Raw genomic sequence first — 25540 nt, 5'->3', positions numbered from 1 at the left:
CGTTCCCGATTCGGGTAGAACATGGCATTGTGTATATAGGGATTTGATGAGTTGGATACGTTTACAGTAAACTGTAAACGGAGAACTAAAAGTATGAATCAACTCGATCAACAGGTAGCCCGCCGACTGACCCGGTTTTATTTGCTGGCACTGACCGTTATTGCGGTTTTGTCGATCAGCGGGCTTCTCTTTATTCGGCATACGCTCAATACGCACTACGACGACAGTCGCGTAGTGAACGTAGCAGGTCGTCAGCGAATGCTGAGCCAGCGATTAACCAAGCTGGCTTTGCTACGTACTGCTGGCTTGTCGGCAGCCGATTCAGTTTCGTTTGATTCACTGCTGCACACCTGGAGCCAGACACACATGCAGCTACGTAGTGGTGTATTGCGGATGGAGAAAGAGTATATAGTTCGTAAAAGTGCTACGTTGGATAGCATGTTTGCGCGGATAGATCCGTTTTTTCAGTCGATGTATCGAAGCTTCGGCCAGATCAGTCGTTCGGATGTTCCGTTGATAGAAAAGCAGGAAGTACTTAAAACGATTCTGCGGGATGAACTTCCGTTCGTACAGCAGATGAACGACATCGTTTTTCAGTTCGATACCGAAAGTTTTGAACGGGTAAAAACGCTGGAGCGTATCGAATGGCTGCTGGCGGCTGCTACGTTGCTTACCTTATTAATCGAAGGAATTTTTATTTTCAGGCCCGTAGTAAACTATACGCAGCATATCATTCGTCGACTCGATCGGTCAGAAAAAGCGTTGCAACTGGCAAATGGGCGCATGGAAATCGCGAACCAAGAGCTGGAGGCAACAAATGAGAATCTGGCCGCATCGAATCGACAATTGCTTGATACACAGAAAGAACTGCTACGGGCGACGGAAGAAAAATATCAGCTCCAACTGGCTGAGGAAAACATTCGTTCGGCGGCTTTGCTGGAAGGTCAGGAAGAAGAGCGCAGGCGGTTTGCCCGTGAACTGCACGACGGTATTGGCCAGATGCTCACCGGTCTGAAACTTCACGCCGAAAAACTTAAATCGACGGCTGTTCTGGACGAAAAACAACGGCTACGTTTTGCCGAATTATGCGATCTGATTTATGATATCATCCAGACAACCCGGCAAATATCGTATAATCTGATGCCATCAACCTTGAGTGATTTCGGTTTAGGCGCTACCTTGCATTTATTGGCTGATCAAACGGCCCGTTCGGCGGGTACGGACGTTATTTTCGACGGAAATAGAGCGCATAAGCGGCTGAGCCCAGCCATGGAAATCGGGTTGTATCGTATTGCGCAGGAAGCTCTGCACAACGCGGTTAAATATGCAGGCGCCAAACAGATACGTATTACGTTGCAACAGGACAATCGAAAGCTACTCTTAGCAGTCGAAGACGATGGTAAAGGATTTTCGATGAAGGCGCTGCCGAAAAAAGAAAATGATTCGCTAATTGTGAACGGCCTCGACAATATGCAGACACGGGCACGTTTGCTCAATGGGGACTTGACAATTACGTCCAGAGCCAACAAAGGAACAACGGTTAAGGTTAGTGTGAACTTATCAGATAGTTAGCTATGTCGATACGCATTCTTGTTGCCGATGATCATTCTGTCGTACGGAAGGGAATCCGGATGTTATTGGAGGACGAAGTCGATATTCAGATCGTGGGAGAAGCTTCTGATGGGGACGAAGCCATTGAGCTGCTTTCCAATATCCAACCCGATGTGTTGTTGCTAGACATAACCATGCCTCGTATGTCGGGTATCGAAGCGCTGAAGATTGTTTCAAAACAATATCCCAAAATTCGGACGCTCATGTTCAGCATGCACAATAATCCCGACTACATTCTGAATTCATTGCAGAATGGAGCAGCCGGTTATCTCTTAAAAGATACAGGCCATGAGGAAATATTACAGGCTGTGCGAACCGTGGTCAACGGCGATTTTTATTATCCGCCAAATGCTTCATCAGTCATCATCCAGCATTTTATTTTATTGAATAACACGCCTAAACGGGAAAGCGTAACTACCGCTCCCAGGTCGGCGTCAATCTGGAATAAAATTACTACGCGGGAAGCGGAGGTGCTGACTTGCCTGATCGAGGGAATGAGTAGCCCTGAAATTGCTGATAAATTTGGTATTAGTCCAAACACGGTGGCCAATCAGCGGGCCAGCATCATTCGAAAAGCGGGCGTCAAAAACACCGCCGACCTGATTCGTAAGGCGCTCGAAGAGAAAAATCGGTGATTTGCCCGACGTATTAACTAAACACCTTCGCCAGTTTCTTCTCTAAATCCTTCTCTAATTTCAATAATCCTTCCGTGTTCGCCAGGTACGTTAAGGCGCGGTGGTGGCGCAGATCGAAGGGAATATCGTGGGTCGATTGCGTAATTGGAATGACAAGTTTACCAAGCGTATGCGCAACCCCCGTTTCGTAAAATACATTGGGATTCCGGTCGGTGAAATCCGTAATAACGGCTTTCGACATAAAAATCAGGTCAAATACATCCTGAATCAGGATGCTGTTATCCCAGATATCATCGGCCCGTTTGCAATCAATTCCTAGTCGGGTACACACGTTACGTATGGCCAGGTACGTACCGGCAAACCGACTCTCGAACGGCATCATAACCGATACTACGTTGCTTTCTACAGATTTATCCGGAATCCGAAATACATCGGGCGCAAACGTAATGACCCGTTCCGGCGCAACTGATTGAACCGTAGAAATGAACTCTGGTTCCGTCAGAACGGGCTGGCGCATAGCGGCTTTCTTCGCTTCGACAAACCGCTCGATTTCGTATAAGTTGCCGTTACCTTCGTTGATCAGTTTCGACAAAACCTGTAGGCTATTGCCTTCATAATCATCATCTTTAAAGTCCAGACTACGTAGCAAGCGAGGATGGTCCTCGATCAGTTCGAGACTATCAGTCAAGTAAGCCACTTTGATCCAGTCCGACTTAGTAAAATGATGCCGAATGAAATCGTGCAACGCAAAGAGCCGTAGCATTTTCTGTTTGTTGGGGCTGATCATTAAGACGAAGTTGAATAGTGTTATGCGCTGAGTTTATAATACAACTGCAATAGTATTCAATTTTTGTATTATAGTAAATGATTAGGTGAAAATTTGATTGAAATATCTCTTTCGGAAATGGACTTAACCACAGAGCGGTCCGTCGTTACGGCCCAGAGAGCACAAAGATTTTTCAGTCTCCGTTTACTCTGGGCCGTAACAACGGACCGCTCTGTGGTTAAATAACCTTAGTTACTTCAAGGCTTCGAATAAAATTTCGGCCGGATGTTTGGCCTTGCGGGACGTACCATCTTTAATTTGATGACGGCAGGAAGTTCCGGGAGCGGCAATAATTACATCGTCTGGTTGCTGACGTACCGTCGGGAACAGCACTAATTCGCCGACTTTCATTGATACGTCGTAATGTTCGGCCTCGTAACCGAATGAACCGGCCATACCGCAGCAGCCAGATGGAATCAGTTGAACCGAATAATTTTTTGGTAGCGACAAGGCCTTTTTACCCGGAATCTGCGACGACACCGCTTTTTGCTGACAGTGGCTATGCAGTTTAACGACTCGTGATTCGCTGGTGAATTGTTCAGGTTTTATCCGACCGGCCTCCAACTCCCGAGTTATAAATTCCTCAAAGGTTAGCACATTTTCGGCAATACGTTTCGCATCGGCAACAAGCGATTCATCTACCAAGTCAGGGTATTCGTCGCGAAACGTCAGGATAGCCGACGGCTCCAGACCTACCAGCGGTGTGTCGGCAGTTACTACGTCTTTCAATAGCTGAACATTACGTTCCGCTAAGGTTTTGGCGTACTTCAACATGCCTTTCGACAGGGCAGCCCGCCCACTTTCGCCGTGCTCAGGAATCACAACATCGTACCCCAGGCGTTCGAAGAGTTGAATCGCTTTCTGCCCGACTTCTACATCGTTGAAGTTCGTAAACTCATCGCAGAAAAGATAAAAGCGCATAGGACTTTGGGCATGGGGTACAGGGTGAATAGAACTGTCAGCCATGTTATTCCTATTGTCCTTCGCCCTTTGCTCTCTGCCTGAAGCCCAGCGCTTCAGGGTCGTTTTTTCCAGCAACGGCATGGTCCGATCCGGGTGGAAACCTACAACCCGGTTGGCGATACGTCGGAGCGAAGGTGTTCCTAAAACGCCATTCCATGCCCAGGGAACAAACGACGCCAGATTTGATAATCTGGCAAAATTGGCAATTAATCTCGACCGAATCGGTACGCCATTTGATTCGTAGTAATGCTGTAAAAATTCAGCTTTCAGTTTCGCTACGTCGACGTTTGATGGGCATTCACTTTTGCAGGCTTTGCAGGACAAACATAGATCGTACACATCTTTAATTTCCTGATGATCAAACCGATTTTCCTTCGTTGATCGCGTCAGCATTTCGCGCAGGATATTGGCCCGCGCCCGCGTTGTGTCTTTTTCGTTACGTGTTGCCATGTAACTAGGGCACATGGTGCCGCCCGATGCCTGCGTTTTACGGCAATCGCCCGAGCCGTTACATTGTTCGGCATGTTGCAAAACGGTCTGATCTTTGTAGCGGAAATACGTCTGGAAGTTTGGTGTTTGCTGACCCGCTTCGTAACGCAGAAACGTATCCATCGGGGGCGTTTCGATAATTTTACCTGGGTTGAAAATGCCGTCAGGGTCCCAGGTATGTTTGATTTGCCGCATCAATTCGTAATTATGCGGACCAACCATTTGTGGGATAAATTCGCCCCGTAATCGGCCATCGCCGTGCTCACCCGAAAGCGAGCCGTTGTACTTTTTGACCAACGTAGCAATTTCCTCTGCAATAAGCCGATACTGCCGATGACCTTCTTCGGTTTTTAAATTGATAATTGGTCGTAGATGTAGCTCGCCCGAACCGGCGTGGGCATAGTGCACCGAATGCATGTGATGCTTCATCAGAATTTCGTTGAAGTCACGGATGTAGTCGGGCAGATCCGCTACGTCGACGGCCGTATCTTCGATTACGGCAACCGCTTTTTCGTCGCCGGGCAGATTGCCGAGCAAGCCAAGTCCAGCCTTACGTAGCGTCCAGATTTTCTTTGTATCCTCGCCGAACAATAAAGGATAGTGATAGCCCATGCCCACCTCCTGCATTTCGGCCGTCATTTGGGCAGCTAATTGCTCAATTTCGCTACGTGTATCGCGTGAGAGATCAACCACCAGAATAATGGGGAAATGATCCGTGGGCGTTTTCTGAACAAAAAAGCTGTTTTTCCGCTGTTCCGGATTGGTATCGGCCCGTTCCAGAATAATGTCGTCAATTAGCTCAACGGCATAAGGGCTATACTTTAAAGCTACCAACGTAGCACGTAGCGCTTCATCAATAGAATGGCAATGAACGCATACCAATCCGCTTTCCTTGGGCGGCAGTGGTACCAGATTTAATTTAATTTCGGTCAGAAAACAAAGCGTACCTTCGGAACCGGCAATGAACTTGGCCAGATTGAATGGTTCACCGCCCTGGGTAAACGGTTCCATATCGAGCAACGTATCGAGCGCATAGCCTGTGTTCCGTCGCTCAATGGTTTTTTTAGGGAAATTTCGTCGAATTTCTTCCTGATTGGCCGGGTTTGACAGAATTGAGTTTGTCTTGAGCAGAATCTTATCCGCCAACGTAGCGGAGCCGTTCTTACGGCTGGCCTCACTCACTTGTTTGGTAAAATCCCAGCCGCTCATCGTACCAAACTCAACTTCGGAGCCATCGGCAAGCAGAGCTTTTACCGATAGTGTATGTTCGCGAGTGGCCCGGTAGACAACCGAGTTAGATCCGCAAGAATTGTTGCCAACCATGCCACCAATCATAGCCCGATTAGCTGTCGACGTTTCGGGGCCGAAGTAAAGCCCGTAAGGCTTCAGGTGTTGATTCAATTCATCCCGCACAACACCCGGCTGTACCCGCACCCAACGCTCCTCCGGATTAACCTCCAGAATCTTTGTAAAGTGCTTGGAAACATCAACCACAATGCCGTTGCCAACGACCTGACCCGCCAGAGAAGTGCCCGCTGTGCGTGGAATCAACGACGTTTTTTGCTCTTTGGCAAAAGCAATCAGCACTTTCAGATCGTCAGTTGTTTTAGGAATAGCAACAGCAGTGGGCATTTCCCGATATGCAGAGGCATCTGTAGCATACAGGGTTCGGTAGGTTGTATCATAGAAAAGATCGCCTGCCAATTGATTGGCTAAATTCTCCAGCAATTGTGTACCCATAGAAAACTACTGACCAAGTTGTTTACCGTTGACCAGCGAAATATATAGGCAAAATTAGAGCTTAATAATGCATTTTTTTTATTTATACGATAAAAAAAACCATAAATCTAATGTGGGATAAGTTATAGTTGGTTTATGAATGTTAATGGCATAACTTATTGATAGATAATATATTACTGTTGTTAATGTTAATTTGTAGAGTTTTATAAAAAAGAATAGTACAATTTGATTGACTTTATTTAAGAAATATTATGATACGATTTTGACGGTAATTATCACAATTTTAACCTACGACCATTTGTATTTTGATTACAACATGATGTAATTCGCTGAATGGTTCAGGCTTACATACTATAATTTCTCTCCATTTTGCTATCAATTAAGCCAAATAAGGCACTTATTTGGCCTTTTTTTATTGTTTTATTTAGGATTAATTGAAGAGAAAACATAGTTTAAAATATATAGTTTATAAGCTTTAACCTGACAATAACTTTATGTTTAATTTTTACTGTAAACCTATGATGAACAAATCCTACAACATGAACCGCGTTAGCGGTTACGTAGGTCAGGTTGGGTATTCCCAACCTCAGTCGCAGGGTAGGAAAGCGCTTTTTAGCTTTCTATCCATGCTGGCTATGGTACTGCTGCTGGGTAATTCAGCAGCTTGGGCGCAAGGGCGTACTGTGACTGGAACAGTTACGGATCCGGCGGGCGGGGCTCTTCCGGGCGTGAGTGTGCAGATTAAAGGCACGCAACGGGGTACAAATACTGGTGCAGATGGGAAATACTCGCTCGCTAACGTACCCGACAATGCAACACTGGTATTTAGTTTCATTGGGTTCACTTCCCAGGAAGCTGCCGTTGGTAATCGCTCAACAGTTGATGTGAAACTGGCCGACGATACAAAAGCCCTGGAAGAAGTTGTGGTAGTGGGATACGGTACGGCAAAACGGAAAGATCTAACCGGTTCTGTCGCACAGGTAACGGCTCGTGATTTTAACCCTGGTATCAACCCGAACCCATTACAGGCTATTCAGGGTAAGGTGGCGGGTCTGGTAATTACAACCCCGTCGGGTGACCCGAACTCACAACCAACGGTTCGTCTGCGGGGATACACGTCGCTGGCGGGTGGTTCGGAACCACTTTACGTAGTAGATGGGATGATTGGTGTGCCCATTAGCCAGGTAAACCCGAACGACATCGAATCGATGGACGTATTGAAAGATGCGTCGGCAGCAGCTATTTACGGTTCGCGCGCTGCTAACGGTGTAATCATCGTAACGACCAAGCGTGGTAAGGCTGGACAGGCTACAGTTACCTTTAACAACTACGTCGGCGTTGAGAGCATCTCAAGAAAACTTGATCTGCTGGATGGTCCTAGCTACGTTGCGGCTGTAACCCAAATTAAAGGCGCTTCGGCGTTCAACGATTTACAGCGTTTTCCCAAAGATGCTAGCGGTAACTACTACAACACGGACTGGATTGGTGAGATGACCCGGACGGCCATCACAAACAACCACAATATTGCCGTATCAGGTGGTTCACAAGCATTCAGCTACCGTGGATCGATGGATTACATTAACCAGCAAGGTATTGTGAAAAATACGGGCTTTGATCGGATCATTGGCCGTATCAACCTGGATCAGAAAGCGTTAGATAATCGTCTGAACGTACAATATAACTTACAGTTCACGCGGACGAATCAGAAATTTGCTGATAACGGTATTCTGCGCCGTGCTGCTCAGTTTCTGCCTACTATACCTGTTCGTTATACGGACCCTAACAGCCTTAGTAGCAATATCGGTGGTTATGCCGAGGTAGGCGGTGCGTTCGATTTGAACAACCCGGTGGCAATGCTTGAAAACGTGACGAATAATGGTACACGTAATACCGCTATTTTGGGCGCAAACCTTCGTTATGAAATTATTGACGGATTGACATTCGGTGTAAATGCGCAGTTGCAGAGCGATGGAACGAATAATAACTATGTAACAAACCCTGCTGTTAAAGCCTATCAAGGTAACAATGGCCGGGCTGAGCGCCGACAATATAATACGTTGAACCAACTGCTTGAGACGACCCTTACTTACAACCGGAATTTCGGTACGAGCAGTAATTTCTCACTATTAGGTGGTTACTCGTTTCAGCAGTTAGACAACGATGGTTTCTCGGCTGCTAACAACTCGTTTGTGACAACGGCAACGGATTTCAATAACCTGGGATTAGGCGCTGGTACGCTGCTTTACCCAAGTAATAACTACGCGAACTCGTACCGGAACCAGAGCAAACTGATCTCGTTCTTCGGGCGGGCAACGGTTAACCTGGGCGATAAATATAACGTTACAGGTACGGTACGCCGGGATGGTAGCTCGAAATTTGGAGCGAATAACAAATGGGGTATCTTCCCATCTATTGCAGCTGGCTGGAATATTTCTAACGAGTCGTTCTTCCCAAAGTCGACTGTTCTGAACTTCGTAAAACTTCGGGTAGGCTGGGGACAAACGGGTAACTCTGAAGGGATCAACCCCTATACATCGACTCAGTTGTACGGCCAGAAAGGTACGTATTATGATGGGACGATCGGTGACTTCCTGCCAGGTTATGGTATCACCCAGAACGCTAACCCCAACCTGAAATGGGAAGTGGTTGGCCAAACCAACGTAGGTCTGGACTTCCAGATGTTTAGCAACCGATTCTCGGGTAGCATTGAGTATTACAACAAGCTAACCAGCGACATGCTGTATAACATCAACGTACCAGCCGACGGGGTAAACTACTTTGCTAATACGATTCTGGCCAACATTGGTAGTATGAGCAACAGCGGAATCGAACTTTCGTTTGGTGGCGATATCATCAAAAAAGCAGACTTCAGCTGGAATGCCCGTATCGTAGGGTCGTACAACAAGAACAAGATCGTATCCTTATCCAATGACCAGTTCAATATTGGCCAGGTGCGGTTTAACCCATTCGGTGGTCGTGGATTGTCAGATGTGTTTGCTTCGTTCCTGACGGTAGGCCGCCCCCTGGGCGAGTTTAATAACGTACCAACCTTTACAGGTAGCTACAATGCGAATGGACAGCCTTTGTTAAAGCCTGCACCTGGAACGGGCGATACGCCAACACCAGACGTATCGAAAGCCGATGCCGCGGCAGCGCTTGCCGCTGGTAATCCGATCAATCAGGGAAATCCTCAACCTTTCCTGAATGGCTCGTTTATCAACACATTCCGGTATAAGAATTTCGATCTTAACTTCCTGTTGCGTGGGGTATTTGGCAATAAAATCCTGAACAATACTCGCTCGAACTATATGTTGCCAGGGTCAATTCTGGAAACGAACATGTTGCGTGATGTAACCTCGTTGCCGAACAATTACGGTATTAACGTATTGTCGACAAACTGGATTGAAAGTGGTACGTTCGTTCGTCTGAACAACTGGCAGATCGGGTATAACGTACCCGTTAAACCGAACAAATATTTCTCAGGTGCTCGTGTTTACGTGGGCGGTAACAACTTATTCGTCATTACTGCTTATAAAGGTATCGATCCTGAACTGCAGGCTGCCGGTAACCTGGGTGTTGATAACAATATCGCTTCCGGACAGGTGCAGACACCAGCAACAGGAGGTGTCACGACCGGTAACCGTCCTGTCAACCAGACGCCAAACCCAGTTGGTCTGGATGATGCAAACGCCGGTTTCTATCCAAAAACGCGCAGCTTCCAGTTAGGTTTGAATCTGACGTTTTAACAAAGCACAGTGACAAATCGGGTATCTCAATAAATATCCGATTTGTTAAATCTTTTAGCGGAAATATTACGTTTGTGTAGTAGCTCCCGAATGAAACGCTGTAACGATTAAACTTTTAAAAAACTTTTATGAAACGAATCAATATAAAAGTCTTAATGGGCTGTACGGCACTTTTGCTGGCTGGACAATCCTGTACAGACCTGACCGAAAAAACCTTCGACGTACTGCCGACGTCTGGTAATTTTGGCTCTACGCCTGCTCAGCAGGCTGCCCTGATCGGGCCACTTTACAATGGTCTGGGTGACTACTGGAGTAACATGACCAACCTGAATACGGTTACGGACGAGCAGATTGTACCAACACGGGGTGGGGACTGGAAAGATGGCGATAACTGGGTGCGGCTATACACCCACACCTGGGATCCTGTTACAGACAACGGTCAGTTCAATGGTCCATGGACATGGTGTTATAACAACATCACAGCCATCAACCAGCAGCTTGGTACGTTGACCGATCCGTCTACCATTGCTGAGTTGAAAGTACTACGTGCTTTCTTCCATTATGAGGCAATGGACATGTTTGGCAATGTTATTATTTCCAGTCAATTGGGGGGGGCATCTCCAGAACAAAGCACGCGTGCTCAGGTGTTTGCTTTTGTTGAGAAAGAGATCCTGGATAACTATTCTGCGTTGAAAGAGACGGTTGGCGGTGCGTATTACGGTCGTATTAACAAGTACGTAGCGGATATGATTCTGGCTAAACTGTATCTGAATGCGCAAGTTTATACAGGTACACCCCGGTGGCAGGATGCGATTACCCGTTTGAATACGATTATCAACTCCGGTAAGTTTACGCTAACGTCTGATTTCTTCAGCAACTTTACAACACAGAACCAGACTTCTACTGAAACCATTCTGGCTACACCGTTTAGTAGTACAAAGCGTACTGGTTTCCGTCCTCAAATGCAGACGCTGCACTATCTGCACCAATTGACGTACAACCTGGGTCAGGCTCCCTGGAATGGCTTCTGCGCTGTAACAGAGTTTTACAATTCGTTTGATGATAAGGACGTACGTAAGCAAATGTGGATTGTTGGCCCACAGTTCGACGCTGCAGGGAAAGCTCTAACAGATGATGGTGTACCATTAGTACTGACTCCTGAAGTGTCGTCGTTAGTGTTCCCAGCGGGTGCTGAGGGTCGTAGAGCGGGTGCTCGTTACCGTAAGTATCAGATTCAGGCAAACAACCGAGCTCAGGATTCCTGGCAGGACAATGACTTCGTGATTTATCGCTTGGGAGATGCTTACCTGATGCGCGCTGAAGCGAATCTACGCCTTGGCAATACGGCGGCTGCTCTTACAGACGCCAACATTATCCGTGCTCGCGCTGGTATGCCTGCTTATACGTCTCTGACGTTGACCGAACTGCTGGCTGAACGTGGTCGCGAATTAGCGTGGGAGTATCACCGTCGTCAGGACATGATCCGCTTCGGTACCTTCGGCAATGCGAAACGATTCAAGCCGGCTGATGCCGATAATCACTGGACTCTATACCCGATTCCAAGAGACCAACTGTCATTGAATCCAAAACTGAAACAAAATCCAGGGTATTAATATTCCTTGTCGTAAATACAAAGGAGCAGGCTCTTATGGGCTTGCTCCTTTGTATTTAGTTAGCTGATTAAAAGCCAATTAATTGACCAGAAATGCATAATCAGGCCTTGTAATTCGTTACATTTGTAGTCTCTTGTGACAGGGTATCTCCTAAACATTCCTTCTCTTTTCGCTACGATTACCTGCGGTTGTTTTTCATGTACTTCTACTAATGCGTATTAGTTTATTCGTTCTGCTTGTCGTTCTGTTAGCGGGTTGCCGGTCAGGGCAGCAGACGCCAGCCGATCCACTATTTCAAAAGTTGTCTTCCGACGTAACGCATATTGATTTTACCAATACCGTTACCGATTCCAAAGATTTTAACATCTTCAATTACCGGAATTTCTATCATGGAGGGGGCGTAGCGATTGGCGATGTCAACAATGACGGTCTGCCAGACGTATTCCTTATCGCTAATATGGGCGATAATAAACTATATCTGAATAAAACCGCTCCTGGCCAGAAGGCTTTCCAGTTCGATGATATTACAGCGAAAGCCGGTGTGGCTGGTAAACATTCCTGGAGTACGGGTGCTACGTTTGCCGATGTAAACGGCGATGGACGTCTTGATCTTTATGTATGTAAGGCGGGCAATCGGCCCAACGATGACCGGGCCAATGAACTCTTCATCAACAACGGCAATGATGCCAACGGCGTACCTACGTTTACGGAGCGGGCCGCTGAATACGGCTTAGCCGATCAGGGCTATTCCACCCACGCGGCTTTTTTTGACTACGACCGCGACGGTGACCTAGATATGTATTTGCTTAGTAACAGTTTCCTGCCGGTCGAGCGCTTGTCTTATGCCAATATACGTAATCAGCGAGACCCCTTGGGTGGTCATAAGCTCTTCCGAAACGATCAGGAAAAGGGTAAACATTTTGTTGATGTAAGTGAGCAGGCAGGTATTTATGGCAGCTTAATCGGGTTTGGGCTGGGCATTACTATTGGAGATGTTAATGAAGACAACTGGCCCGACGTCTATATCTCAAACGACTTCTATGAACGCGATTACCTGTACATCAATAACCACGACGGTACGTTCCGGGAGTCGATAAAGGAGGCTATGCCGCACACGAGTCTGTCGTCGATGGGAGCCGACGTAGCGGACGTTAACAACGATGGCAAACTGGATATTTTTATTACCGACATGCTGCCCGGCAATGATCGGCGGTTGAAGAAAACGTCTACATACGAAGGCCACGATCTGGAGCAGATCAAAGTGAACCGGGATTTCCACTATCAGTATATGCAGAATATGCTTCATCTGAATCAGGGAAATCAACCTGTTAACAATGGCCTGCCAACGTTTAGTGAAGTGGCGCGGTTTGCGGGCGTGCATGCCACCGACTGGAGTTGGGGCGCGTTGATTTTCGATATGGACAACGACGGCCTGAAAGATATTTTTGTAGCCAATGGGATTGCCAAGGACGTAACGGATCAGGACTTTGTGAATTTTCTGGCTGACGGGGAAAATATGGCGCAGATTGCCCGGCAAGGCTCGTTCAATTTCAAAGAATTCCTGGATAAAGCACCGTCCGAAGCTGTCCCTAATTACGCATTTCATAACGACGGGAACCTGAGATTTACAAATAAAGCCCTCGATTGGGGCTTGTCGGAGCCTGATTTTTCCAATGGAGCTGCCTATGGCGATTTGGACAATGACGGCGACCTTGATTTAATTGTCAACAACGTCAATGCGCCCGTTGCTATCTATCAGAATCTGTCCGTAGATGACCACAAGACGAATTACCTGAAGGTTAAACTGGAAGGTGATGGGTTGAATCGAAATGCCATTGGTGCCCGCGTATTTGTTTATCAGGCCGGCCTGACGCAGTTATTGCAGCAAATGCCAAACCGGGGTTTTCAATCGTCAGTAGATTTAAATCTAGTGTTCGGCCTGGGCGATAAAAGCCAGATTGATTCGGTACAGGTTATCTGGCCGGATGATAAAATGCAGACGCTACGTCGGCCTAAAGCGAATCAATTGCTTACGCTACGTCAACAGGATGCCTCGCAACTATGGAAGGCTGCCAGCAATGCACAAACTCCTATTTTCCACGACAACACAGCCGCATCGGGGCTCAACTACGTACATACCGAAAGTCGGTTCGTTGATTATAACCGGGATGCTTTGCTCAAACAGCAATTATCAACCCAGGGTCCTGCTTTAGCTACTGGCGATGTGAACGGCGACGGGCTGGACGACGTATTTTTCGGCGGAGCAAGTGGTCAGTCGCAGCGTTTGTTTATGCAACTGGCTTCCGGAAAATTTGTCGATAAAACACCCATTGTGATGCGCCAGGACTCACTTTATGAAGCCGTTGATGCCGTATTTTTTGATGCGGATGGCGATAAAGACCTGGATTTGTATGTGGTTACGGGTAGCAATGAGTTTGAGGCAGAGGCAACGGAGTTGCTGGATCAACTATATCTGAACGATGGTAAAGGAAATTTTACCCATTCTTCAACCGAACTGCCGAACCTTAAAGCAAGTGGTTCGTGCGTTGCAGCCGCGGATTTTGATCAGGATGGAGATATCGATCTGTTTGTCGGTTCCCGAATGATTCCGGGTCAGTACGGCCGCAATCCAGCCAGTTACCTGTTTATCAACGATGGTCGTGGTAATTTCAAAAATTACACCAAGCGCTTTCTGCCCGATGTCGATCAATTAGGCATGGTAACGGCCGCTACGTGGGCAGATCTGAACGGAGATAAATACCCTGAATTGATTGTGGTGGGTGATTGGGAGCCGATCCGGATATTTGAAAACAAGCGGGGCAAGTTGAGTCAGAATGCGAACCTTGCCATTAACGATACTCAGGGACAGCCACTAAAAACTAATGGATGGTGGAACTGCATAACGGCGGGCGATGCTGACGGCGATGGCGACCTGGACGTAGTGATTGGAAATCTGGGACTAAACTCACGTATTAAGGCTACTCAGTCCATACCTGCCGAAATTTATGTAGGTGATTTTGATCATAATGGTACTGTCGAACAGATTGTTAACTGTGCCGACGAAACCGGAGAGTTGTATCCGATGGTTTTGAAGAGCGATTTGCAAAAAGAAATGCCTACGATCAAGAAGAAGTTTGTGAAGTATGACGATTACGCAGGCAAAAAAATTAATGAGATTCTGGATGAAGACCAGTTAAAACAAGCTGTAGTAAAACAGGCGTTCACGGCCGAAACGATGCTATTGCTTAATGATGGGAAAGGCAATTTAGCCGCACAGGCTTTACCGAATGAAGTCCAGTTTTCGCCAGTTTGTGGAGCCGTGTTTACGGACTATGACCAGGATGGCCGCACAGACTTATTACTTGGTGGGAATTTCCTGGACGTATTGCCAGAAATTGGTCGGTATGATGCCAGTTACGGCATCGTGCTACGTAACAAAGGAAAAACAGCAAGCGGGACGGTTAGCTATGAATTTGTGAATCCGGCGGTGTCTGGCTTCTTCGTACGGGGGCAGGTCCGGCGTATGGCCCGATTGGCGCAGGGGCAACTTATTCTGGCCAAGAACAATGATCGCGCTCAGATATTCACGTTAAAAACGGGCCGCTTACCGAGCGTAATCGCCGGCCGAAAACCGTAGTATTTTTACAGCCTATAGAAAACACCTGTTCTGATACTAGCTAACAAGCTAGTGCAGTAGGCAATCGATAAGCCCAATCCATTCAGATACGCTTCACAGAAAAAGCGTCAATGACTTACTTAAAATGAAACGAGTTAGTTTATTTTTTATCGTCAGTACACTAATACTGGCTGGTTGCAATTCATTTAAGTCCGAGAAACCTCTTTTCCAGGCGCTTGATTCAACTCAAACGGGCGTAGGTTTTATCAATCATCTAATCCCAACCGAAAAGTTAAATATTCTGGATTATCTGTATTTCTACAACGGTGGGGGCGTTTCGGCGGGCGATGTTAATAATGATGGTTTAACGGATTTATACTTTGTTTCGAATCAGGGCAAGAACAAATTATACCTGAACAGGGGCAATTTTAAGTTTGAGGACGTAACGGCAAAAGCGGGTGTCGAAGGATTTTCAGACTGGCAAACCGGCTCGACGATGGCTGACGTAAATGGCGACGGATTTCTGGATATTTACGTGTGTGCCGTCGGTAATTTTCGGGGTCTTGAGGGGTCTAACGAATTATACATCAACAATGGCGATGGCCGCGACGGTGTACCGACATTCACTGAAAAAGCGGCTGACTACGGTTTGGATTTTACCGGATTCTCTACACAGGCTGCCTTCTTCGACTACGACCACGACGGCGATCTTGACTGCTATTTGCTGAATCATGCCGTTCACACGTCACGTAGCTACGATCGCGTAACGGCCCGCCATCTACGTAACAACGAGTCTGGCGATTATCTGTACGAAAATCAGCTTGTTTCCAAAGCGGGTAAGACAGAGGCTGGCAAGACATCCCGCTTCGTAAACGTCAGCGAAAAAGCCGGGATTTTTGGGGCAGCTATGGGTTACGGTCTGGGCATTGCCGTAGCCGATCTGAACAACGATGGTTGGGAGGATATCTACGTATCAAACGATTTCCATGAGGACGACTATTACTACGTTAATAATCAGAATGGTACGTTCACTGAGAGCGTAAAGAAAGCTTTTCAGCACACCAGCCGTTTTTCAATGGGGAACGACGTGGCAGACGTCAATAACGATGGCTTCGCTGATATCGTTACGCTCGATATGTATCCCGAAGATGAAACAGTTGAAAAGTCGTCGTTGGGCGAAGATCCGCTGGATATTTACCTCTACAAGCTGGCGTATGGTTATATGAACCAGTACAGTCGGAACTGTCTGCAGCTGAATCTGTCGGGCAAGAAGTTTATGGAGGTTGGCGCTATGGCAGGAATGGCGGCTACCGACTGGAGCTGGTCACCACTGATGGCTGATTATGATAACGATGGCCTGAAAGACCTCTTCATTACGAATGGAATTGTACATCGTCCGAATAACCTGGATTACGTCAAGTTTGCTGCAGACGATTCGCTTCGGTACGCGATGGAAACGTCAAAATCGCTGGATGAACGCGCTGTTAAATTGATGCCCGACGGGAAAATACATAATTACCTGTTTCGGGGGACCTCCTCACTGCGGTTTGATGACAAATCGGCAGACTGGGGCTTTGATAAGCCAAATTACTCAAACGGGTCAACCTATGCTGATCTTGATAACGACGGGGATCTGGATTTGGTCACGAACAATATTGATGAACCCGCCAGTCTCTATCGGAATGAGGCCAACGAACTGTTTCCTGACAATAAGCACATCACCATTAAATTGAAGGGCGATGTGCCAAATACCTTTGGCGTCGGCGCGAAAGTCATTCTCAAATACGGCGGACCGTCGCACAATGACACTACGTTGGTGCAGCAACTGATGCTAACGCGGGGGTTTGAGTCGTCTGTGGCGCCAGAATTAGTATTTGGTCTCGGTCGCCGAGCGACAATTGATTCACTCATTGTGATCTGGCCAAACCAGCGCATGGAAGTTCGAACGAACGTAAAACCGAACCAACTGCTAACACTAAAACAAACCGACGCTCGGCTGGATGGCACTACGTATCGCTATACTACGTCGGCGGTTCGTCCATTGTTTACTGACGTAACAGCAGCGGATTCAATTCCGTATAAGCACCGGGAAAATAAAGAATATTTCGACTACGTACGGGAACCACTCATGCCTTTTCAGGTTTCGACGGAAGGGCCGCATTTGGCGGTGGGTGATGTAAATGGCGACGGGTTGGACGATATGTATGTGGGTGGGGCCAAATGGCAGGCCGGTAGCTTACTGGTGCAACAGTCAAATGGCAGGTTTATCGCCACTCGGCAACCGGACCTGGTAAAAGATTCTACGTACGAAGATGTTGATGCGGTTTTCTTTGACGCCGACGGCGATAAAGACCTGGATTTATACGTCGTATCGGGGGGGAATGAGTTTTACGGACAGATGCCGGAACAACTTGATCGGTTGTATGTAAACGATGGGAAAGGAAACTTTAACCGATCAGTTAATGCCCTGCCGCCAATGTACGATAACAAAAGCTGCGTACGTCCTTACGACATCGACCGAGATGGCGATCTTGATTTATTTGTTGGAGGGCGCGTGGTTGGTTTTGCCTATGGGAAATCGCCAAACTCGTACCTACTCATCAACGATGGCAAAGGCAAATTCTCGGATCAGACCGACAAGTTAGCAACTGGCTTACGCAAAGCGGGTATGATTACGGACGCTGTCTGGACGGATTACGACGGCGATAAAGACATTGACCTTATTGTTGCTGGTGATTGGATGCCGGTCCGAATCTTCGCGAATAACAACGGCAAGTTCGATGAAGTGAAAACTATTACATCTGACGAAACACCGTTGAATGGATTTTACCAACGTATTATTGCCGCCGATTTTGATCGCGACGGTGATATTGACCTGATTGCGGGGAATATAGGAACCAATACGAAGTTTCGTAAAACCCCGGATTCGCAACTGCGGATGTGGGTAAAAGACGTCGATAATAACCAGAGTACTGAACAAATTATTGCTTATAACCGGGGCAGGGAGTGGTATCCGCTGGCGTTCAAGGATGAACTGGGAAAACAAATGCCGGGCATTATCAATAAACGCTTTACCGACTATGTATCATTCGCCGGAAAGACGCTGGATGGCGTTGTGAAAGACGACGAATTGAAAGGAGCTGAAGAATATACAGTTAATCAGTTTGCGTCTGTCTACCTGGAAAATCAGGGCGGCCGGGACGGAAGTCCAACGTTTGCTGTTCGTGAGCTACCGATGATGGCACAGGTATCGAAATTATTTGCGCTAAAAGCAATTGATTTTGATCAGGACGGCGATTTAGACGTAGTAGGTGGAGGGAATTTCTACGGTGTTAGTACGTATCAGGGACGCTATGATGCCAGCTATGGATTAGTGTTACGTAATGATGGTAAAGGAACTTTTACCGGTCTATCACCCATCGATAGTGGCTTTATGCTGAACGGAGAAATACGCGATATACAGCCTGTAAAAACTACCCAGGGGACGTTGCTTGTTATAGCCCGTAACAATGCTGGCTTACAACTTTTTAAGCCGCGGCTCATGAACTGACCGATTTAGCTTGCCTATCCGCTTATCTGGTAAATTCCGTTATTTTTGTAAATACAGAACAGATGAGTGCTATTCTGTTACCGTCTAACTTGTCATTAACTGTATGAAATCTTTGCTTCGCTTTGGCTATCTGCTGGCTCTGGGGCTGGTCGGATTAGTCGGGTGCCGTAAGCCTGCCTCACCCGCTGAATACAATGCTAAAGCTTCTAATGTTGAGTATTATAACGCGGCTTTAAATAAGCTGACGGAGGTGATTATCCACGATATTTTCTCTCCTCCCGTTGCGAGTCGAATTTACTCATATGCTAACCTGGCGGGCTACGAAGCACTTGTACCGTTCGACGCTCAGTATGAATCATTGGGAGGAAAATTAAAGCGGTTTCAGGCCAGTCCAAAGCCGGAGCCAGGTAAAGAATACTGTTTTCCGCTGGCCAGTACGCATGCGTTTTTAACGGTGGCGCGCGCCCTGACGTTTTCAGTGCCATTCTACGATACGTTCGAAAAGCCGTTTTACGAGCAATATAAAAAAGACGGTGTTCCTGATGACGTTTACGAACGCTCAATGGCGTACGGTGAGACTGTTGCCAAGCACGTTCTGGATTATGCCGCAAAGGACAACTACAAGCAGACCCGGGGCTTCAAACATACCGTAACGAACGAAGATGGAACCTGGGTGCCAACCCCGCCTGCTTATATGGACGCGGCTGAGCCTCAATGGAATAAGCTACGATGCTGGGCAATGGATACGTGCAATCAGTTTATGCCGCCCCGTCCTTTTCCATACACCCTGGCAAAAGGTAGCCCGTATGAAAAGGAATTAAACGAAGTTTATCAGGCTGGCAAAAATCTCAGCAAAGCAGAACAGGACATTGCTTATTTCTGGGACGACAATGCTTTTGTGATGAACGTAGCAGGACACGTCATGTTTGCAAGTAAAAAAATGACACCCGGTGGTCATTGGCTGGGTATTGCACAGACGGTCGCCCGTCAGCAAAAGCTTTCTATGATGAAAACGGTAGAAGCTTATGCACTTGCCTCCTTTGCATTAAGTGACGGGTTTATTTCGTGCTGGGACGAAAAATACCGTAGCAAAACAGTTCGGCCCGAAACCGTCATCAACAAATACCTTGATCCAAAGTGGACCCCCTTTTTACAAACGCCCCCGTTTCCGGAATATCCGAGCGGTCATAGCGTGATCTCGACAGCCGCAGCTACCGTATTGACTGAATTGATGGGCGATAACATTGCGTTTACGGATTCTACTGAATTTAAGTATGGACATGGCGTTCGGTCGTTCAAATCCTTCCGTAACGCAGCAGACGAGGCTTCTATCAGCCGTATGTATGGCGGTATTCACTACCGATCTGCTTTAGAAAATGGTCAGGTCGAGGGCGAAAAAGTAGGCAAATGGGTGATTGAGAAAATTCATGCCCGAAAGCAGACTGTCGCTAGTCGATAATCATTAAGTACAAATTAAAAAAGTCTCTGCTTTCATAAAGTGGAGACTTTTTTTGTAACTGGCGCTTATAAACTCATTCCTCAATTTTTCTGTCGACGATGGTACGTGTACACCTGGCGCTGTTGATTATATCACTTATTATTAAAAATAATCTGTTTGCTCAACCCGCGAAGATAGATACAACGCAAAAGCAGGTGCGAAAAGACCGGCAAACCTACTACGTCATCAGCCGCTCTTCGGAAGATTCATCCCGATCTATTTTTAATTTCAAAGCCGCACCTATTTACGTCCGGACAATGCCTTTTTCAATTTATACAGGAGCTGGTAAGCCGAAAGATCGGATTGCACAAAGTATCGAAATTGGCAAGTCATTCAATGTGATTGATCTGGGAGTCGCCTTCGGCCGAAATTCACTACGTCCTGATACAACGCTTTTCCTGGAAGGAAGGGTAACCATGGACGTAGCGAACTATGGCATTTTTGCTAACGAAATGACGATCGGAGCGGGCCGGGTATTTGATAAACAGGGAAGCCTGATGCTGGAACTCACCTACAGCATTATTGCGCAGATTGCTCCGCGCGTCGGTATTGGCCTGACAACGGGTTACTACGATTTCAGCAGCGAATCGACAGATGCCTCCAAGACATTCTACGGAATCTATTTGCGGTTTGGCCTGATGCGTACCGATTCAGGTGGTTTGCTTGGTGGTATTATGCGCGGACGGTCGCGTCCGGTTCGGGTCGGGCGTCCGCATCGGCATGGGCGCTAATGCAGATGGATTGCCGAGCCATCACCTAACTTTAAAAATAGCCGTAACCCCGTATTCTAACCTAATTACTTACTCTAAGTTATGATGATCTAAAGCTATGTCACTAGGTTATGAAATATATTTATTGGGTGCTTGTGAGTGGATTATGGCTTACTCAAGTAAGTTTTGCTCAGCAGACGTATTTTAATGTTCCTTCGGCCGATATTGTTGACAAGCACGAGATTGCTGCTCAGCAGCAGATCAACTTTTCCGAGTCTATCCGCTCGTCCACTACGCTTGAGTATGGCCTTGGCCGTGAATGGGAAATTGGGCTAAACCTCTATAATCTCGACTACCAGCCTACAATGCAACGTATTGTGGCCAACGATTCAACCACAGAAAAAGCCTTTAGCCCACTATTGATGTTAAATGCCCAAAAAGCGTTCGATGTTACCAAAAACCTCGAATTAGCCGTTGGCGCTCAGGCCGGGATGAACGTACTGACTGACCATAAACCGCAATTAGTTGGCTACGTATATAGTCATGTGGGTTATGTGTCGGATGATGAACACTATAATGTTTCGGCTGGCGGCTACGTGGCCAATGCTCGTTATTTGGGCGATGGACCAAAGGGTGGTTTCCAGGCTGGTTTTGATGCCGGTATTTTCTACCAGAAACTACATCTACTGGGTGACTGGATATCAGGTCCGCACGATTTCGGTCAATTAGTGCTGGGGCTAGAAGTTTATCTGGGTAGGCACTTTCCACTTGCCATTGGCTGGCAACGGACAAACAAGACTGGCGCGCAGGCCGTAGTTCTTCAACTGACGTATAACCCGGAATAGAGCTATTCGCCGATAAAATTGACAGATCGCACCAAGATTATAAATAGTCTTTGTGTGGTTATTTGTTTACTTGCGATGCGGGTGCCGATCGATTGGTTTGTAGTAAATTATGGTATTATTTTTATCCATAATTTAACTATGATGAATCTATGGAGCGAAAACACGTACTGCTTATTTTATCGATGATTGCCTTCGGCTTAACAGCCGTAGCGCAGAATCCGACAACGAATGACTCCTGGCAGATTGTTGCGCAGACTATTAACCCCGCTAATTATTATGGCGTCACTGTTGCCAATGGGATGATTGGTCTGGTATCGTCGCCAGAACCCATGAAAGTAAAAGACGTTGTGTTGAACGGCGCATTTGATACGTATGGTCGTGGCCGTGTATCCAACATTCTGAAGGTTTTCAACTTCGCCAATATGAACCTCGATGTCGATGGTCAACGTATCGGTCCGAAAGAAATAGCCAATTATCGGCAAACGCTCGATATGCAAAAAGCGGCTCTGACCACTACGTTCGATTATAAAGATAAGGTTAGCGTTCGTCAGACGATGATGGCGTTACGTCATCTGCCTTTTTCGGAGTTAACAATGGTTGAGATCACGGCCAGGAAGGACTGCGAAATCATTCCGATGAGCGTGATCGAAACGCCTGAAAACCTTAAAGAAGTCAAAAACTTTTATTCAGAGATTGACCGGTCGCACGTTACCATTCGTCTGTTAACATCCGTTGCCAAAAGTCCAACCGGACGGCATACATTGGCTGCTTCAACCAGTTTTATTTTTGAAGAACCACACGGTCAGGAACCTGATGTTATCCATGAAGACTGGGATTATAACATGCATCTGGCCAAGTTCAAGAAACGATTGAAGGCCGGAGAGACGTATCGGTTTAGTGTAGTTGGCTCAGTGTCCTCTACGGCTCATACGGCCGATCCGCATAATGAAGCAGAACGTCTGACGCTTTTCGCAGCCCTTGAACGTACCGAACGACTCCTAATGCGTCATAACGCCGAATGGACCAAGTTGTGGCAAAGTGACATTGTCATTGATGGCGATGCGGATGCGCAGCGGGCAGTACGTTCGGCACTTTACCACTTATACTCGTTTGTGCGGGAAGGTACTGGTTACAGTTTATCGCCCATGGGATTATCAGGTCTAGGTTATAACGGCCACGTTTTCTGGGATACGGAACTCTGGATGTATCCACCAATTCTGGCACTCAAACCCGAAATCGCTAAATCCATACTAGAGTATCGGTTCGAACGAATGGAAATGGCCCGGCAGAATGCCTTCAGCCACGGCTATAAAGGCGTCATGTTTCCCTGGGAATCAGATGCTGACGGGCAGGAAGCTACGCCAGTATGGGCGCTGACGGGGCCATTTCAGCATCACATAACAGGGTGTGTTGGCTGGGCATTCTGGAAGTACTACCAGGTAACGAAAGACAAAGAATGGCTACGGACGCGTGGCTATCCTATGCTAAAAGAAGTGGCGGAGTTCTGGGCAAGCCGCGTTGAGCGCGAGGGACCGGGTAAATACCACATCAACAATGTTATTGGGGCGAATGAATGGCAGGAGAATATAGACGACAATGCATTCACCAACGGGATGGCAAAAACATCGTTACAGTATGCTATACAAGCGGCCCAGGATTTGGGAATTGCGCCTAATCCTGACTGGAAACTTGTAGCGGATAATATTCCGATTCTGAAATTTCCGGATGGCGTAACAAAGGAGAATCGTACCTACGACGGGGTAATGATTAAACAGGCTGACGTTAATTTGCTGGCCTACCCGTTACGTATCGTCTCTGACGAAAGTGCGGTTAAAAAAGATCTGGCGTATTATGCACCCCGTTATTCGCCCGATGGGCCTGCTATGGGGTGGTCAGTATTAGCTACCCTGTACGCCCGATTAGGTGAACCTGATAAAGCCTACGACTGGTTTGTAAAGAGTTATAAACCCAATGAAGTGCCGCCTTTTGGTGTAATGGCTGAAACAGCGGGCGGAACCAATCCTTATTTTGCAACAGGAGCTGGAGGAATGCTCCAAGCGGTACTCAACGGTTTTGGCGGACTGGATATTACGGACAACGGTATTACGCAACTCAAAACAAAGCTTCCTAAGAAATGGAAGTCTTTGACAATAAAGGGGTATGGACCGCAACTGAAGACAATTCAGATTCAGTAAACGTAACAAGCAGTTTTCGATAAGGAGCAGATAGTCTTTTTATATCGGTTTCTTGTCGAAAACTGCTTATTACGGTTTACCATTGGGCTGCTGGTAAATGATTCGATTGAAGTTCCAGCTGAACATCTTTTGAATTGATAGCCATTTTGTTGAGAGCGATGTAAATCGTTTTGATGGCGTTTTCAATCCGCTCCCAACCTTCTTCGCTACGTAAATCGATGCTGATCATTGTACGGTCGTTTTGGGCCATGATCGTCAGATACGTCATTGCACCAAGTATAACCGCTGAAATAGCCTGTGTATCGGCTCCTTTTGCAAAAGAAAGCTGATTAACAAGGCGGGTCATTTCTTCATCCTGCGCCTTCGCTGTTGTTTCGGCAATGGAATCGTTTTCAATAACACTAGCCTTCAGGATTTCACGAGCAGCTTTAAACGTGCGGAAGTACCGGTACGTTTGAATAACCTGACGGTACCAGATCCGGGCCACATCGGATTCATGTAGCGGACGTATCTGATCAAGCAGAGTGGGCGTAAAGACTGGGAAGAGTTTCCCCATTTTTACGTAATATTCTAATAAGCCTTCCATGCCACCGAAATAGCGATAAATCAAAACTTTGCTGACATTCGCTTTCTCTGCTACACGATTGACGCCGACACCTTCCAGACCACGTTCTGCAATTACGTCTTCTAATGCTTCGACAATTCGTTGAGTAGTCTTTGCGCGGTTCCGGCGTATCTTCTCGTCCTTTTCCATATCCATAATTAATGCATTCATATTGCGGTTCAAATAGATGTCACCTACTTTGACTATAATTATTCCTGAAAGTCACTTTCTTGAATATTTATCAATCAATATCAATAAGTTAAACAATCTATAGGTTATATTGACTACTATAACGCAAAGTTTGTTCGCCAGACTGTGACAATGAAGTGTATTCTCGTTTCAAACTATATAGTTTAAACGATATTGAATGCAGAATTATATAACATAGGTTACTAGCACCGAAAAAATATACCAACGCGTGCAACTGGATCGCTCAATTTACGTAATAAGATCCGGGATTACGCTAACCTGAAGCCTATTGCAGTTACCCAGACAATGAAAGCTTCGTTATGAACTATACGTTTCATAAAAGTATGCTTCTGGAGCGACGAGCCAGGTAGGTGATGCCGCATGTCTACACGTTAGCCTTGTTTACTGGTAACAAGTGATCACATTTAAATAAACGTAAAAATAGATTGGCCTGTTTTTTTGATAAAGATATTCTAAGTCTTAGATTAAGAGGACATTTAACTTTCTCCACAACTACCTATGAATGAATATGGTAAGTACATTTCCGTAATACTACCTTCCATGCTCAAATTTTTGCTTGGTCCTTTAGCCGGTGTAGCTTTAAAGCTGACCTGGTGGGAAACCACGCTGTGCACAGTCATTGGGATGATGGCTAGCGTTATTGTTTTTACATTTTTGGGTAAGGTAATCCGGGAAGGGTGGCAAAAGTT

13 protein-coding genes and 1 pseudogene are annotated in these 25540 nt (G+C 46.6%); 11 read left to right on the top strand and 3 right to left on the bottom strand.

Going from position 1 to position 25540, the window contains the following annotated elements; translation table 11 throughout:
• The first annotated feature begins 93 nt into the window (after nucleotides 1–93).
• Both ACOJS8_RS15065 and ACOJS8_RS15060 read left to right on the top strand, forming a co-directional pair.
• Nucleotides 94–1572 carry an ATP-binding protein gene (locus tag ACOJS8_RS15065; RefSeq protein WP_420149366.1) on the top strand — a complete coding sequence of 493 codons (1479 nt, stop codon included), beginning with the start codon at nucleotides 94–96 and terminating at the stop codon, nucleotides 1570–1572.
• A 2-nt stretch (nucleotides 1573–1574) separates the two neighbouring features.
• Entirely contained in the window at nucleotides 1575–2246 is a 672-nt protein-coding gene (locus tag ACOJS8_RS15060; RefSeq protein ID WP_420149365.1) for a response regulator, read from the top strand.
• Nucleotides 2247–2259: 13 nt separating this feature from the next.
• Here ACOJS8_RS15060 and ACOJS8_RS15055 read toward each other — a convergent pair whose 3' ends face one another.
• Both ACOJS8_RS15055 and ACOJS8_RS15050 read right to left on the bottom strand, forming a co-directional pair.
• Nucleotides 2260–3033, bottom strand: a complete 774-nt coding sequence (locus ACOJS8_RS15055) for a hypothetical protein (RefSeq protein ID WP_420149364.1) — start codon at nucleotides 3031–3033, stop codon at nucleotides 2260–2262.
• Nucleotides 3034–3264: 231 nt separating this feature from the next.
• Nucleotides 3265–6264, bottom strand: coding sequence for an FAD-binding and (Fe-S)-binding domain-containing protein (locus ACOJS8_RS15050; RefSeq protein ID WP_420149363.1), 3000 nt, complete (start codon nucleotides 6262–6264; stop codon nucleotides 3265–3267).
• Between the two features lie 518 nt (nucleotides 6265–6782).
• On the opposite strand from ACOJS8_RS15050, the gene ACOJS8_RS15045 reads away from it, so the two are divergent.
• The 8 genes from ACOJS8_RS15045 to ACOJS8_RS15010 all read left to right on the top strand — a co-directional run bounded on the left by ACOJS8_RS15045 (nucleotide 6783) and on the right by ACOJS8_RS15010 (nucleotide 24037).
• A complete protein-coding gene (locus tag ACOJS8_RS15045) occupies nucleotides 6783–10010 on the top strand; it encodes a SusC/RagA family TonB-linked outer membrane protein (protein ID WP_420149362.1) in 3228 nt (1075 codons plus the stop codon).
• A 128-nt stretch (nucleotides 10011–10138) separates the two neighbouring features.
• Entirely contained in the window at nucleotides 10139–11623 is a 1485-nt protein-coding gene (locus ACOJS8_RS15040) for a RagB/SusD family nutrient uptake outer membrane protein (RefSeq protein ID WP_420149361.1), read from the top strand.
• A gap of 211 nt (nucleotides 11624–11834) precedes the next feature.
• Nucleotides 11835–15260 carry a VCBS repeat-containing protein gene (locus tag ACOJS8_RS15035; RefSeq protein ID WP_420149360.1) on the top strand — a complete coding sequence of 1142 codons (3426 nt, stop codon included), beginning with the start codon at nucleotides 11835–11837 and terminating at the stop codon, nucleotides 15258–15260.
• A gap of 124 nt (nucleotides 15261–15384) precedes the next feature.
• Complete coding sequence (locus ACOJS8_RS15030) at nucleotides 15385–18789, top strand: VCBS repeat-containing protein (protein WP_420149359.1); 3405 nt, start codon at nucleotides 15385–15387, stop codon at nucleotides 18787–18789.
• 103 nt (nucleotides 18790–18892) lie between these two features.
• A complete protein-coding gene (locus ACOJS8_RS15025) occupies nucleotides 18893–20248 on the top strand; it encodes a vanadium-dependent haloperoxidase (RefSeq protein WP_420149358.1) in 1356 nt (451 codons plus the stop codon).
• A gap of 98 nt (nucleotides 20249–20346) precedes the next feature.
• Complete coding sequence (locus ACOJS8_RS15020) at nucleotides 20347–21018, top strand: hypothetical protein (RefSeq protein ID WP_420149357.1); 672 nt, start codon at nucleotides 20347–20349, stop codon at nucleotides 21016–21018.
• 110 nt (nucleotides 21019–21128) lie between these two features.
• Nucleotides 21129–21842 carry a hypothetical protein gene (locus ACOJS8_RS15015; protein WP_420149356.1) on the top strand — a complete coding sequence of 238 codons (714 nt, stop codon included), beginning with the start codon at nucleotides 21129–21131 and terminating at the stop codon, nucleotides 21840–21842.
• 182 nt (nucleotides 21843–22024) lie between these two features.
• A complete protein-coding gene (locus ACOJS8_RS15010; protein WP_420149367.1) occupies nucleotides 22025–24037 on the top strand; it encodes a glycosyl hydrolase family 95 catalytic domain-containing protein in 2013 nt (670 codons plus the stop codon).
• 76 nt (nucleotides 24038–24113) lie between these two features.
• On the opposite strand, the gene ACOJS8_RS15005 is transcribed toward ACOJS8_RS15010, so the two are convergent.
• Nucleotides 24114–24812 carry a TetR/AcrR family transcriptional regulator gene (locus tag ACOJS8_RS15005; RefSeq protein WP_420149355.1) on the bottom strand — a complete coding sequence of 233 codons (699 nt, stop codon included), beginning with the start codon at nucleotides 24810–24812 and terminating at the stop codon, nucleotides 24114–24116.
• Between the two features lie 537 nt (nucleotides 24813–25349).
• Between ACOJS8_RS15005 and ACOJS8_RS15000 the strand changes: the two are divergent.
• Nucleotides 25350–25540: pseudogene (locus ACOJS8_RS15000) on the top strand (hypothetical protein); the annotation flags it as partial.

This window comes from Spirosoma sp. (assembly GCF_048594605.1).
In the GTDB taxonomy this organism is placed as follows: domain Bacteria; phylum Bacteroidota; class Bacteroidia; order Cytophagales; family Spirosomataceae; genus Spirosoma.
The sequence above is the reverse complement of the archived record's forward strand: the minus strand, read 5'-3'. Positions and strand labels throughout refer to the sequence as shown.